The sequence below is a fragment of the Duganella alba genome, assembly GCF_009674495.1.
Taxonomy (GTDB): domain Bacteria; phylum Pseudomonadota; class Gammaproteobacteria; order Burkholderiales; family Burkholderiaceae_D; genus Rugamonas; species Rugamonas alba.
Genome location: NZ_WKJN01000001.1, coordinates 264,747 through 278,171, shown reverse-complemented (window position 1 = coordinate 278,171; position 13,425 = coordinate 264,747). Strand labels below are relative to the sequence as shown.

The 13,425-nt window shown below is 66.3% G+C and carries 9 protein-coding genes; 4 read left to right on the top strand and 5 right to left on the bottom strand.

Features of this window, described 5'->3' with window-relative positions; all coding sequences use genetic code 11:
* The 4 genes from GJ695_RS01195 to GJ695_RS01180 are packed head-to-tail and all read left to right on the top strand — an operon-like array spanning window position 1 to window position 6,307.
* Window positions 1–1,926 (top strand): XrtA/PEP-CTERM system amidotransferase, encoded by a 1,926-nt coding sequence (locus GJ695_RS01195; RefSeq protein ID WP_154361780.1) that lies wholly within the window; start codon window positions 1–3, stop codon window positions 1,924–1,926.
* Entirely contained in the window at window positions 1,926–3,134 is a 1,209-nt protein-coding gene (locus tag GJ695_RS01190; protein ID WP_154361779.1) for a TIGR04063 family PEP-CTERM/XrtA system glycosyltransferase, read from the top strand. The genes GJ695_RS01195 and GJ695_RS01190 overlap by 1 nt, the downstream gene beginning before the upstream one ends.
* A complete protein-coding gene (locus tag GJ695_RS01185; RefSeq protein ID WP_208023339.1) occupies window positions 3,131–5,554 on the top strand; it encodes a glycosyltransferase in 2,424 nt (807 codons plus the stop codon). The genes GJ695_RS01190 and GJ695_RS01185 overlap by 4 nt, the downstream gene beginning before the upstream one ends.
* Window positions 5,555–5,566: 12 nt before the next feature.
* Window positions 5,567–6,307, top strand: a complete 741-nt coding sequence (locus GJ695_RS01180) for a class I SAM-dependent methyltransferase (RefSeq protein WP_154361778.1) — start codon at window positions 5,567–5,569, stop codon at window positions 6,305–6,307.
* Here GJ695_RS01180 and GJ695_RS01175 read toward each other — a convergent pair.
* The 5 genes from GJ695_RS01175 to GJ695_RS01155 are packed head-to-tail and all read right to left on the bottom strand — an operon-like array spanning window position 6,294 to window position 13,423.
* Window positions 6,294–7,454, bottom strand: coding sequence for a hypothetical protein (locus GJ695_RS01175; RefSeq protein ID WP_154361777.1), 1,161 nt, complete (start codon window positions 7,452–7,454; stop codon window positions 6,294–6,296). The genes GJ695_RS01180 and GJ695_RS01175 overlap by 14 nt on opposite strands.
* Window positions 7,455–7,456: 2 nt before the next feature.
* Window positions 7,457–8,848 carry an MBOAT family O-acyltransferase gene (locus GJ695_RS01170; RefSeq protein WP_154361776.1) on the bottom strand — a complete coding sequence of 464 codons (1,392 nt, stop codon included), beginning with the start codon at window positions 8,846–8,848 and terminating at the stop codon, window positions 7,457–7,459.
* Window positions 8,838–9,905 (bottom strand): glycosyltransferase family 4 protein, encoded by a 1,068-nt coding sequence (locus tag GJ695_RS01165; protein ID WP_166454982.1) that lies wholly within the window; start codon window positions 9,903–9,905, stop codon window positions 8,838–8,840. Before GJ695_RS01165 ends, GJ695_RS01170 begins: the two co-directional genes overlap by 11 nt.
* Window positions 9,906–9,914: 9 nt before the next feature.
* Window positions 9,915–11,354, bottom strand: coding sequence for a lipopolysaccharide biosynthesis protein (locus GJ695_RS01160; protein ID WP_154361775.1), 1,440 nt, complete (start codon window positions 11,352–11,354; stop codon window positions 9,915–9,917).
* Window positions 11,351–13,423, bottom strand: coding sequence for a glycosyltransferase (locus GJ695_RS01155; protein WP_154361774.1), 2,073 nt, complete (start codon window positions 13,421–13,423; stop codon window positions 11,351–11,353). Before GJ695_RS01155 ends, GJ695_RS01160 begins: the two co-directional genes overlap by 4 nt.
* Window positions 13,424–13,425 lie beyond the last annotated feature (2 nt).

Sequence of the window (13,425 nt, the reverse complement as noted above, 5' to 3'; positions counted from 1 at the left end):
ATGTGCGCGATCGCCGGAATCTTTGACCTCTACCAGCAGGCCGACATCGACATTGGCCTGCTGCAACGCATGACCGATATCCAGCGCCACCGCGGCCCGGACCAGGGCGGCCTGCACCGCGAGCCGGGCCTGGGACTGGGCCATCGACGGTTGTCGATCATCGACGTGGCCAGCGGCCAGCAGCCGCTGTTCAACGAAGACGACAGCGTGGCGGTCGTCTACAACGGCGAAATCTACAACTTTCCCGCGCTGATGCGCGAATTGCAGCAATTCGGCCACACCTTCCGCACCCATTGCGACACCGAAGTCATCGTCCACGCCTGGGAGCAATGGGGCGCGCGCTGCGTCGAGCACTTTCGCGGCATGTTCGCGTTTGCGCTGTGGGACCGCCGCCAGCGCAGCCTGTTCCTGGCGCGCGACCGGCTCGGCGTCAAGCCGCTGCACTACGCCGTGCTGGACCACGGACAGCTGATCTTCGCCTCGGAAATCAAGGCGCTGCTGGCGCACGACCAACTGCGCCGCGATCTCGATCCGCTCGCCATCGAAGACTATTTCGCCTACGGCTACATTCCCGAACCGCGCACCGTGTTCCGCCAGATCCGCAAGCTGGAACCCGGCCACACGCTGCTGCTGCGCCACGGTAGCGCGCCGGGCCAGCCGCGCCGCTACTGGGATGCGCCGTTCAAGCGCCAGAACCTCGTCAGCCAGCCGCAGCTCGAAGACGAACTGATCGCCCGCCTGCAGGAAGCGGTGCGCATCCGCATGGTGGCCGAGGTGCCGCTGGGCGCCTTCCTGTCCGGCGGCGTCGATTCCAGCGCGGTGGTGGCGATGATGGCGCAGCAGTCGGCCGCGCCGGTCAACACCTGCTCCATCGCCTTCGCCGACGCGCAGTTCGACGAATCGCACTACGCCAGCATGGTGGCCGAGCGCTACCAGACCCGCCACCACAGCCAGCAGGTGCAACAACACGACGCCGCACTCATCGATCAGCTCGCCACGCTGTACGACGAACCCTTTGCCGACAGCTCCGCCCTGCCCACCTACCGCGTCTGCCAGCTGGCGCGCCAGCGCGTGACGGTCGCCCTGTCCGGCGACGGCGGCGACGAGAATCTGGCCGGCTACCGCCGCTACCGCTGGCACCTGCACGAAGAGCGCTGGCGCGCGCTGCTGCCGCTGGGCCTGCGCAAGCCCGTGTTCGGCGCCCTCGGCCGGCTGTATCCCAAGGCCGATTGGGCGCCGCGTCCACTTCGCGCCAAGAGCACGCTGCAAGCCCTGGCGCGGGACTCCGTCGCCGCCTACTTCCATGGCGTCAGCATCATGAAAGACGACATGCGCGCACAACTTTTCAGTCCGGCGCTGAAGCGCGACCTGGGCCACTATCACGCCGTCGACGCCCTGCGCCGCCACGCTGAACATTGTCCCGCCAACGACGCGCTGTCATTGGTGCAATACCTGGACCTGAAAACCTACCTGCCGGGCGACATTCTCACCAAGGTCGACCGCGCCAGCATGGCGCACGGCCTGGAAGTGCGCGTGCCGCTGCTCGATCACCCGCTGGTCGAATGGATCTCCGGCCTGCCGCCGGCGTTGAAGCTGCATGGCGGCACCGGCAAATACCTGTTCAAGCAGGCGCTGGCGCCCTACCTGCCCGATGAACTGCTGCATCGGCGGAAAATGGGCTTCTCCGTGCCGCTGGCCGACTGGTTCCGAGGCCCATTGCGCACGCGCCTGCAACGCAGCCTGAGCAGCCCTGTCCTGTCCGGCTGCGACATGTTCAACATGGATTATGTGCAGCTGTTGATGCAGCAGCACCAGTCCGGCCTGCGCGACCACAGCGCGCCGCTGTGGTCGTTGCTGATGTTCGAATCCTTCCTGCGCCAGATGCTGGAAACGCCAGGCCGGCACCTCGAACGGCAGGCCGCATAATGCGCATCCTGCACATCCTCGACCACTCCGCGCCGCTGCACAGCGGCTACACCTTTCGCACCCTGGCCATCCTCGGCCAGCAGCGCAGGATGGGCTGGGACACCATCCACCTGACCAGCGCCAAGCAGGGCGAGACCCCGGCCGAGCAGGAGGTCGATGGCTGGCACTTCTTCCGCACGCCGCCGGCACGCCGCTGGTGGGCGCGGCTGCCGCTCCTGGCACAGATCGCGGTGGTCACCGGCCTGGCGCGCCGCCTGCGCCAGGTCGCCTCGGCGGCGCGGCCGCACGTGCTGCACGCCCACTCGCCCTCGCTGAACGCCATCGCCGCCTTGCACGTGGGCCGCGCGCTGGATATTCCCGTGGTCTACGAAATCCGCGCCTTCTGGGAAGACGCCGCGGCCGACCACGGGACCAGCCGTCCCGGCGGCCTGCGCTACCGGCTCACGCGCGCGCTGGAAACCTACGCCTTGCGCCGGGTGGACGCCATCACCACCATTTGCGAAGGCCTGCGCGACGACATCATTCAACGCGGCATCCCGGCGCCGCGCATCACCGTCATCCCCAACGCGGTCGACAGCAGTCGCTTTCGCGCCGCGCCGCCGCCCAACCGCATGCTGGCGCGGCGCCTGGGATTGAGCGGAAAACTGGTGATCGGCTTCATCGGCTCCTTCTACGCCTATGAAGGGCTGGCCTTGCTGCTGCAGGCCCTGCCACGGCTGCTGACGACCACGCCGGCGCTGCAACTGCTGCTGGTCGGCGGCGGCCCCCAGGAGCAGGCACTGCGCGCGCTGACGGACCAGCTCGGCCTGCAACACCAGGTCATTTTCGCCGGCCGCGCGGCGCACGACCAGATCGCCGAGTATTACAGCCTGATCGACATCCTGATCTACCCGCGCCTGCCGATGCGGCTGACCGAGCTGGTCACGCCGCTCAAGCCGCTGGAAGCCATGGCGCAAGGCCGGCTGATCGTCGCCTCCGACGTCGGCGGCCACCGGGAAATGATCGAGCACGGCAAAACCGGCCTGCTGTTCAAAGCCGGCGACGCCGAAGCGCTTGCCGGCCAGGTCCGGCATCTGATCCGTCACATGGAACTCTGGCCCGTGCTCCGCAGCCAGGCCCGCGCCTACGTCGAAAGCGAACGCAGCTGGAAATCCAGCGTCGCCCGCTACGGCGACATCTACCAGCGCCTGCTGGCGCCCGCGCCATGAACGGCCTGCGCATCGCCCTGATCGGGCCGCTGCCACCGCCGGCCGGCGGCATGGCCAATCAGACCGTGCAATTGGCCGCCTTGCTGCGCGAGGCCGGCGCGCACGTGGAACTGGTCCAGGTCAACCCGCCGTGGCGGCCCGTCTGGGCGGCACGGATACGCGGCCTGCGCGCTGCGCTGCGCTTGCCGCCCTACCTCTGGCATCTGTGGCGCGCCAGCGGCCGCGCGCAACTGCTGCATGTGATGGCCAACTCGGGCTGGTCCTGGCATTTGCATGCGGCCCCGGCGATCTGGATCGGCCGCCTGCGCGGCAAAGGCGTGGTGCTCAACTATCGCGGCGGCGAAGCGCCGGCCTTTCTGGCGCGCAGCGCGGCAAGCGTCTGCTTCAGCCTGCGCCGCGCCCACGCCGTCATCGTGCCGTCCGCCTATCTCGCACGGGTATTTCGACAACACGGCATCGCCACGCACATTGTGCCCAACATCGTCAATCTGCAGCGCTTTATCCCCGCGCCGCAACGTCCGGGCCGCGCCGGCATTCTCATCGCCCGCCATCTGGAACCGCTGTACGACCATGCCACGGCGCTGCGCGCATTCGCCTTGGTGCGCAAGCAACTGCCGCACGCCAGCCTGACGATCTGTGGCGAAGGACCGGAGCTGCCGCGCCTGCAAATGCTGGCCGAGGCCTTGCAGCTCCAGACCACCGTCCACTTCGCCGGCAAAACCGACAACGCCGCCATGCCGGACTATTACCGCCAGGCCGATCTGGCGCTCAATCCCAGTCTGGCCGACAACATGCCGATCTCGGTACTGGAAGCCTGGGCCAGCGCCGTGCCGGTGGTCAGCACCAACGTCGGCGGCGTGCCGGACCTGATCCGCGACGATGTCGATGGTTTGCTGATACCGCCCGGCGATCCGCACGCCATGGCCCGCGCCATCCTCGCCATCCTGACCGATGCGCCGACGGCGCGCCGCTTGGCGGCGGCCGGCCAGGCTGCGGCGCGTCGCTTCAGCTGGCCTGGCGTCGCGCCGCTGTTGTTTGCGCAATACCGCCGCGTTCTGATCCGGCCGCGCCGGCTGGGCTACACAGCATTGGTGTCGGGCGCGCTGTTCCCGCTGCACGAATGGTTCAAACGCCACCGCAGTCCGATGCTGCGACGGCGGATGGAAGCCAGTCAATGGTGGCCGCGCGAACAGATCGAAACACTGCAACTCCAGCGCCTGCGCGCGCTGCTGTTGCACGCGTCCGAACACGTTCCCTACTACCGCCAGCTCTATGCGCGCACCGGCTTCGACGCCACGCGCGTGCACGACCTACGCGACCTGCGCCTGCTGCCCATTCTGCGCAAGCCCCACATCAACGACCATCGCGACGATTTTTGCGCCGATGACGCCGGCGACATGAAACGCTTCACCACCGGCGGCTCCAGCGGCGAACCGTTGATCTTCTATCTCGGCAAGCAGCGCATCAGCCACGATGTGGCCGCAAAATGGCGCGCCACGCGCTGGTGGGGCGTCGACATCGGCGACCGCGAGGCGGTGATGTGGGGCTCGCCGATCGAACTGCACGCCCAGGACCTGTGGCGCGCCCGGCGCGACCGCGTGATGCGCAGTGACCTGCTGCCGGCCTTCGACCTGTCGCCGGCCCGGCTCGACGAATACCTGGCCCGCCTGCGGAAGCAGCGACCGGCCATGCTGTTCGGCTATCCCTCGGTGATGTGTCTGCTGGTGCAGCATGCCCAGTCGCGCGGCGTCGCGCTGGACAGGCTCGGTGTGCGCGTTGTCTTCGTCACCGCCGAACGGCTGTACGAGGACCAGCGCGCCTTGCTGAGCGCCGCCTTCGCCGCGCCGGTCGCCAACGGCTACGGCGGCCGCGACGCCGGTTTCATCGCCCACGAATGCCCGGAAGGCGGCCTGCACATCACGGCCGAAGACGTCATCGTCGAGATCCTTGACGCCAGCGGCCAGCCGGTGCCGGCGGGCGAAAGCGGCGCCATCGTCATCACCCATCTTGCCAGCTACGACTTTCCCTTCATCCGCTACGCCACCGGCGACGTCGGCGCGCTCGATCCATCGCCCTGCCCTTGCGGACGCGGTTTGCCATTGCTGCAACGGGTGGAAGGCCGTGTCACCGATTTTGTCGTCGCGCGCGACGGCACGGTCATGCACGGTCTGGCGCTGATCTACATCCTGCGCGACCTGCCGCAGGTGCGCGCCTTCAAGATCATCCAGGAAACGCTGGATTGCACGCGCGTGCTGCTGGTCAGCGTCGATGGCCTGCCGCCTTCGCTGCGGCTGAGCATCGTCACGCAATTCCGCGCCCGGCTGGGCGAAACGGTGGACATCGTGATTGAGGAAGTGACGGCGATTCCGGCCGAAGCATCCGGCAAGCATCGCTACGTCATCAGCAAAGTCAGTCGCTAAGGAAATATCGCCATGCCCTTGCTCCTCAATTCCTTGACGTTCCTGCTGTTGCTGTATAGCCTGTACAAACTGCGCAATGCCCACCTGCTGCTGTTCGACATGCGCGATCAGGCACGATCGGACAACGCCAGCCTGTTCCGTCAGCTCGAAGCGCTGCAAGGCCTGTATGCCGAACTCGACCTCAAATCCAGCCTGCCGCCCACGCGCGACTGGGCCGCGTCGCCGGATTTTCTGCTGGAAGTGGCGCGACACGCCCGCAGCGCGCGGCCGGCATGCGTGGTCGAATGCAGCAGCGGCGTCTCCACGCTGGTGCTGGCGCGGTGCATGCAGTTGAACGGCGCGGGCAGCGTCATCAGCCTGGAACATGATCCGCACTACGCCGAGAAAACGCGGCTACAGCTAAGGCTCCACGGCCTGCAGGATTGGGCGCAGGTGCTCGACGCGCCCTTGCGGCCGCACACCTTGTCGGGTGAAAGCTGGCCGTGGTACACGATTGCCGCGCTGCCGGCCGAGCTGTCCATCGACCTGCTGGTGATCGACGGCCCACCACAGGCAACCCGCGCCCAGGCGCGCTATCCCGCAGGGCCGCTGCTGTTCCCGCGCCTGGCGCCGGAAGCCCGGATCTTCCTCGACGACGCGGCACGCAGCGACGAACTGGCCATCGTGCAACGCTGGCAGCAGGAATTTCCAGCGCTACAACTGTCATCGCGCGTGTGCGAGAAAGGCTGTGCGGTGCTGCTCAACGCTTCCTGATCAGTGCGGTTTCCACTGGATGCCCGGTATGGTAACGATCCCGTGCCAGCCGCTGCGCCGCCTGATGCTGCGCCATGGTCGCCGGAGTCAGTTCAACGCCGAAATCGCCGCCGGCCTGCCCGAACATGCGTGCCAGCACCATGGCGCCGACACGCTCGCGGTAGTGCGAGGTCTCCCAATAATTCCGCATTTCCCGTAGGCCGCTGACCTGCGGCGGCGCCTCGCTCGTCACGCTGTTGAAGCCGGAAAAGTCGAACACGCGCACATCGCAGCCATGCCGGCGATGGCGGTCCGCCAATTCGGCCAGCTGCGCCTGCCAGGCCTCCATTGCCGGCCATTTGCCGGCCCAGTACAGCGCATCGCTGGTCATCGCATGCGTGGGATTGACATAAAGCCGCAACCGCGTGCCCTGCAGGCAAAGACTGGCGACACTCACGTTCAGCTCCTGCATCGCATCCGCCGTCGGCCCGGCGCCACGCTCGAAATCCCGCACGCGCGGCAAGATGGCGGCGCTGGCGCCGCCCAGACTATCGATACGGTCCCGCACGCAACGCCCGTCACGTTGCCCATACAAGGCAAGGCTGGACTGGCAGATCTGGCCAAACGTGCCGCGCAGCACGCGAATCGAATCCAGCGTCATATCGATGCTGATGGCCCGCTTCAGGTTAATCAAGCCGCGCCGCAGAAAATAATGGCGATCGGCCGCCACCAGCGCACGGTCGAAGTCCGTATTGCCAATTTCCATGGAAAACGATGGCGCATCGATGCCCCACACCACGGTCTCCACCCTGCTGACCGCTGCGGCATGCCGCACCATCGCCGCCGCATCGCCCAGCGACGCGCCAGACAGGGCCGCATTGAACACGCGCCGCTCGCCGAACAGCGCGGTCCGTACCGGCAGGCCCAGCTCGGTGCGCGAATTGCCGACATACAGCACCTGCGGCTGGAACCGCGCCAGCGCGTAGGTCTTGCCCCAGGGGCTAAGTTTTTCCCGCCCCGGCAGCAGGCGCTGGAGGTGCGGCGTATCCCACTGGTGAGTCAGATACGGATCGACCCGGTAATTCAGCGTGGCCACCGCGCCGGTCACCAGCAGGCCAATGCCGCAGAACACGGTGACGTAGCGGCGCCATTCAGCTTGTGTGTACATGGTCAGAACTGAAAATAGAGAAATTCGCTCACCCGGTTCATATTGAACAGGCAGCCCAGGAACACCGTCGCCATCAGCGCACTGCGCCACAAGGCAGGCGTCCACCGCATGGAGCCGTCGAACCACTCCTGCGTATTCGGCGCATACAAGGCCAGCGCCATCGCCAGCAGCAGCGCGGGAAGCGCCGGCCCGCTCACGTCTATCCAGCGGATGCCGTCAAATGCCGGATGCCAGCCCAGCGCACCCAGCGGCGCCATCCCGCGCGGCAACGAAACCCCGTTGAGGCCGGCCAGTCCCCGCAGCACATCGCCGGCCGTCGCCATGTCCGGCGCGCGAAACAGCACCCACGCCACCATCACCGCCAGCAGCGTCAGCCAGCGCCCCCACCAGCGCGGCGTTGACCAACCCGACAGCGCCTGCCAGCCATGATGGATGACCAGGTACACGCCGTGCAGCGCGCCCCACGCCACGAAGGTCCAGCCGGCGCCATGCCACAGTCCGCCCAGGAGCATGGTCGCCATCAGATTACGATAGCGGCTCACGCTTCCATGCCGGTTTCCGCCCAACGGCACGTACAGATAATCCCGCAAAAAGCGCGACAACGTCATATGCCAGCGCCGCCAGAACTCGCTGATGTTGACCGCCTTGTATGGCGAATTGAAATTCAGCGGCAAGCGCACGCCAAACAGCCGCGACAAGCCAATCGCCATGTCCGAGTATCCCGAAAAATCGAAATACAGCTGGAACGTGTACGCCAGCGTGCCGATCCAGGCCTCCACCAGCTGCGGCTGGGCATGCGGCGCAAACACCGGCGCCACCAGCACCGATATCGGGTCGGCCAGCAACACCTTCTTGGCCAGCCCCACGACGAATATCGACAGGCCGATCGCAATATTCGCCATATCGAACCGCGCCGGCCGGTCGAACTGCGGCATCATCTCCTTGTGATGCAGGACCGGCCCGGCGATCAAATGCGGAAAATAGCTGACGAACAGCGTGTAATGCACCAACCGGTATTCGCCCGTGCCACCGCGATGGCAGTCCACCAGATAGGCAATCTGCGTAAAAGTGAAAAACGAAATCCCCACGGGCAGAATGATGTCCCAGCCCTGCCCCGGCAGGAAGAAGTTCGCGTATTTGTAGTACGCCAGCAAGGCCAGGTTTGCCACCACGCCAAATCCCAGCAGCCGCCGATGCTGCGCGCACCAGTAATTGAAGACGATGGAACCTATGAGCAACGGCAGATACCGCGCGTCCCAGTATCCATAGAAAAACAGCGAAGCCAGGGCCAGCCAGCCTGCGATCCACGCCGGCCGCCAGCGCAACAGCAGGAAGTATCCCGCCAAGACCACCGGCAGATACAGGAACAGGAAGCTGAAGGAATTAAACAGCATCAGGCTTCCCCCGCGTGCCGCGCTCGTGCAGCATGTGATAGCAGTTGACGATCTTCTGCGCCACGCGTTGCCAGGTAAAGGCTTGCACCAGCGCGCTGACGTCCGCGCGCGGCGGCGGTGCGGCCACAAACGCCTGGATTGCGCGACACAGCGCCTGCGTATCATCCCAGCGCAGTTGCTTCAGCGCGAAGCCGCTGTGGGGCAGACTAAGTGCGCTTTCATCGGTCATGACCACGGGCGTGCCGGCCGCGAGGGCTTCCAGCACCGCCAGCGGAAACACCTCGCCCTGGCTGGGCAAGGCCAGCACCGAGGCTGCCGCATAGGCACTGGCCAGCAACGCATCGTGATGCTCCAGCTGACCTAGCCAGCGTACCTTGGGCGAATCCAGCAGCTGCTGCAAATACGCTTGATGCTGATGCTGCGCGCGGCCGATCAGCACCACCGGCAAATCCAGTTGCGCCAGCGCGCGCACCAGCCCATGCTGATTCTTGTACGGCGAAATCGCCCCGACCATCAGCACAAACGGCCCCTCCAGACCGGTCTGGCGGCGAAAGATGGCGCTGTCCGCATGAAAGAACTGTTCGCCTATGCCATTGGGCAGCACCTGGATGCGTGCCGGTTCCAGCTTGAAGCCCTCGATCAGCGCCTGCTTCTCGGCCGCGCCGAGCGCCACGACCATCTGCGCCAGTTGCAGCGCCCGCTTGATCTGCGCATAGCTGGTCTGCACCTGCCACTTTGTGAGACGTCCGGTCAGGCGGTCGGCGATGTCGGCTCGCCACGTCGCCTGGCGGCTCCATCCCGGCGACAGCACCGCCGACAACAGCACCGGCACGCCCATTTCGGTCGCCACCTCCAGCACGCGGTAGTTGCCGTTAATGGCGGAAAAAACGTGGATCACATCATAATGATCCAGGCGCTGATGATTGGGATCGACCAGCTCAATCTCCAGGCCGGGCGCCGCCAGTTGGCGCAAGGCTTCGATGGTCGACCGCACCTGCACCTGCAAGCCGCCGTCGCGCTGGAACAGCATGGGATAGGACAGGACGCCAACGCGCATGGGAACTCCTTATCGTTGCAGCAACGCCAGTGCCTTGCGGGCGGCCAGCGTGCATTCGTTCGCCAACGCGTGACGGACGTAATGGATGGCCGCAAACCAAAGCAGCGCGCAAACCACCGCTGCCACGGCCAGTTGCGGCAACGCCTGCGCGGCCGGCTGCCAGATTCGCACCGCCGCCACGCCGCACAGACATAGCCCGGCAACCGCACCACTGCGCCGCGATGCCGCCAGCAACTGCCTCCAACGCATGCCGACCAGGCGACGCAGGTAGAAGAACGTCAGGCCGCTGCGGAAGACAGCGCCCAGCAGCACCGCCCAGCCCACCCATTCCAGTCCGAACGGCGCCGCCGCCAGCACCGCGATCACGCGCACCGGCACCGCCATCACATCCAGCCGCGCCTGCGCCTGGACCTCGCCCATCGCCACGAACAGATAGCGCGCCATGCTGAACATGCTATACAGCGCCGAAGCGATGCAGATGATGCGTATCAACGGCACGGCGGCATCCCACTGATCGCCATACAGCACCCGCACCAGCGCCGGCGCCATCAGCGCGACAAAACCGAAGAACGGCCAGGCCAGCGCCGTCATGTAGCTCACCGTCGTTAGATAGGCCTGGCGCAGATCATGTCCTTCGCGCGCCTGCAGGGAAAACAGGGGAAAGATCACCGGCGACACCGCCGCAGTCACCAACTGGTTGAAGACGTTGATGACGCCCATGGCCTTGCTGTAAATACCGACTTCCGCCAGCCCGGTCATCTTGCCGATAATCAGATCGGGCGCCGCCACGCCGGCCTCGTCAATCAGGGTTCCGGCCGTCGAGACGCTGCCGAACGACAGAATCTTGCGGATGCCCTGCCGTCCAGGCAGCCACGGCAGTCCGGATGGGCGCCACCACATCGTCGCCAGCAACGTCCCCACCGCGCCGGCCACCGCACCCCACGCCAGGCTCAGGTAGCCCCACCCCAGCTTGGCCAGCACAATCGAACACAACATCTGCGCCGCGCATTGGCTGGTATTGATGGCAAAAATGGCCGAAAACCGCATTTGCCGGCGCAGATACGGCAAGGCCACGGCGCTGAACGGGATCAGCGCAAAGTTAATCGCCAGCAACTGCAACACCGTCCGCAGCCGGCCATCCTGATAAAACCACGCCGCCGGCACGCTGATCGCCAGCACCAGCAGCGCCAGCGTCCACGCAACCAGGATGCTGACGCCCAGCGCCGCCCGCAACTGCTGCCGGTCCAGTTCCCTGGCGTGGATGACATAGGCGCCGACGCCGAAATCGCGCAACGCCTGCACCATCCCGATCATCACCGCGCCGACCGCGTAGACGCCGACGTCGGCCGGCGTCAGCAAGCGCGCCAGCACCATGGCGCCGATGGTGTTCAGCACCAGCAGCGTGTATTTCTCGGAAAACGAGAACAGAAAGGACCGATGCGGTTTCATAGCAAACCGTCGTAGAACGCCCGCACCTGCTTGCCCACCACGACGCTGCTGTAGCGCGCCACCGCTTCCGCCCGCCCATGACGGCCCATTGCCGTCCGCCGCGCCGGATCGGCCAGCAGATCGCCGACCGCCGCAGCCGCCGCGGCCAGATCATTGGCCGGGATCAGCATGCCGCCCCGGCTGCCACGCAGGATATCGGCGCTGCCGGGAACATCGGTGGCCACAGCCGGTACGCCGCATGCCATCGCCTCGATGGTGGCGATGCCAAACCCTTCGTTGCGGCTCATCAGCAAATGCATATCCAGCGCCGGCATCAGCTCCTGCACATGTTCAACGAAGCCGGTAAAAATCACCCACGGCAACAGGCCGAGCCGGGCGACTTGCGCGCGCAACGCCCCTTCCAGCGGTCCGCCGCCGGCCAGGACCAGATACAGATCAGGGAACCGCCCACGCAGCACCGCCAGCATGTCGACCGCCATATCCGGCCGCTTCTGCTCGGACAGCCGCGCCACCACGCCCATCAACAATGCCTGTTGCGGCACCTGCAGCCGCTTGCGCGCTTGCAACTGCACCGCCGGCGAGGGGCGGAACAACGCGATATCCACGGGATTCGGAATCACCGCCAACCGCGCGGACGGGGGGATAAACGGCCGGTAAATTTCCAGAAAATGCGCCAGCGCCGAGTCCGACACTGCATAAATACCGCGCACATTGCTGAAAGCCTGCCGTAACAGCCGCGCGTGCCAGGACGTGAAGCGGATGGCCGGGAATGCGTTGTGCACACTGATCACCGTCGGCAACCGGCAACGCTGCGCCAGCCACAGCAGGGACGCACCGTAAGTGGTCCAGCAGAACGCCACGTGCACCAGACTGGCCTTGAACGCCAGCAACCGCCCGGCGGCAAACCACTGCGCGCGCCAGCGCCGCAGATTGCGCCAACGCCATGTACCCTCGAAGAATGCCGGCGGACTGAATTCCGCCACCGTAATCTGCTCCCTGGCCAGCCGCTGCCTCCAGCCGGTGACGCCGTCGAACTGCGGCACCGCCAGCATGCCGGCATAGCCCGCCGCTTGCAGATAGCGCACTTCCTGCGCCATGCGCAGTTCCATGCCGCCAAGCTCGCCGGAATAGCTGCTGACCAGCACCGTTTTCTGGCGGCGCGGCGCGCCATGCCAGGCCTCATGAAAATAGCCGCGCAAATACGCCAGTTCCCAGCGATGGCTGAACTTTCGGCCGGCGTCGCCAGCCAGCATCGCCCTTCCCAACGCCGCCACTTCCAGCAGATAGCGCAACCACATCCAGCGCGGCACGTCCAGTAGTTCCACAAACCGGCCCGGCGGCTCTTGCCGGTACTTTCCCCGCCCAAAACGCCACGCCTTCCGCAGGATGTAATCGATTCCCGCCTGGTGCGGGCGAATATGATGCGCCACCCGCGCCGCGCCGCAGAACCAGGCGCGGTGGCCGGTCATCGCCAGCCTGCGCGTGAACTCCGTCTCGCTGCCCATGGCGTACTCGGCGCCGTTCGGCCCGACGCCCACGTCGAAGCGATGCCCGGCTGCGAACACCGCGCGCCGCACCGCCATGTTGGCGCCCCACACCAGGCCGGGAAACACGGGCCCGTCCGCCAGGTCGGGCGATGTCAGGCCATACGTCAATCCCGTGGGAATCAGCGGCAGCAGCCACGCCGGCGGCGGCGCGGCCCAGTCCGGCAAGATGGCGCCGCCAAACACGCTGTGATCCGGATGCGCGCTGGCGCACGCCTGCCATTGCAGCAACCAGTCGGCATCCGGCGTTGCATCGTCGTCGGTGAAGATGCAGAGCGCATCGTCGGCATCCGGCTGCGCCAGCACATCGTCCAGCGCACGGTTCAGCGCGCGGTTCTTGCCGGCGACCGCTTCATGCAGGCGACGCATCGGCAGGCGATCGGCGTAACTGGCCAGCAGCGCCGCCGTGTCGTCCTTGCTGCCGTTGTCGACGATGAGCAGGCGCCAGCCATCCGGCGGCGCGGCCAGGCGACAGTAGGCGTCGAGCACTTGCGGCAAAGTCGCGGCGCCATCGCGGGTTGCCATGA

What these genes read in the sequence shown, in the direction of transcription:
- GJ695_RS01160 (WP_154361775.1), bottom strand. Translation starts at nt 11,354, where the DNA reads ATGAAACCGCATCGGTCCTTTCTGTTCTCGTTTTCCGAGAAATACACG.
- GJ695_RS01165 (WP_166454982.1), bottom strand. Translation starts at nt 9,905, where the DNA reads ATGCGCGTTGGCGTCCTGTCCTATCCCATGCTGTTCCAGCGCGACGGC.
- GJ695_RS01155 (WP_154361774.1), bottom strand. Translation starts at nt 13,423, where the DNA reads ATGGCAACCCGCGATGGCGCCGCGACTTTGCCGCAAGTGCTCGACGCC.
- GJ695_RS01185 (WP_208023339.1), top strand. Translation starts at nt 3,131, where the DNA reads ATGAACGGCCTGCGCATCGCCCTGATCGGGCCGCTGCCACCGCCGGCC.
- GJ695_RS01195 (WP_154361780.1), top strand. Translation starts at nt 1, where the DNA reads ATGTGCGCGATCGCCGGAATCTTTGACCTCTACCAGCAGGCCGACATC.
- GJ695_RS01175 (WP_154361777.1), bottom strand. Translation starts at nt 7,454, where the DNA reads ATGTACACACAAGCTGAATGGCGCCGCTACGTCACCGTGTTCTGCGGC.
- GJ695_RS01190 (WP_154361779.1), top strand. Translation starts at nt 1,926, where the DNA reads ATGCGCATCCTGCACATCCTCGACCACTCCGCGCCGCTGCACAGCGGC.
- GJ695_RS01180 (WP_154361778.1), top strand. Translation starts at nt 5,567, where the DNA reads ATGCCCTTGCTCCTCAATTCCTTGACGTTCCTGCTGTTGCTGTATAGC.
- GJ695_RS01170 (WP_154361776.1), bottom strand. Translation starts at nt 8,848, where the DNA reads ATGCTGTTTAATTCCTTCAGCTTCCTGTTCCTGTATCTGCCGGTGGTC.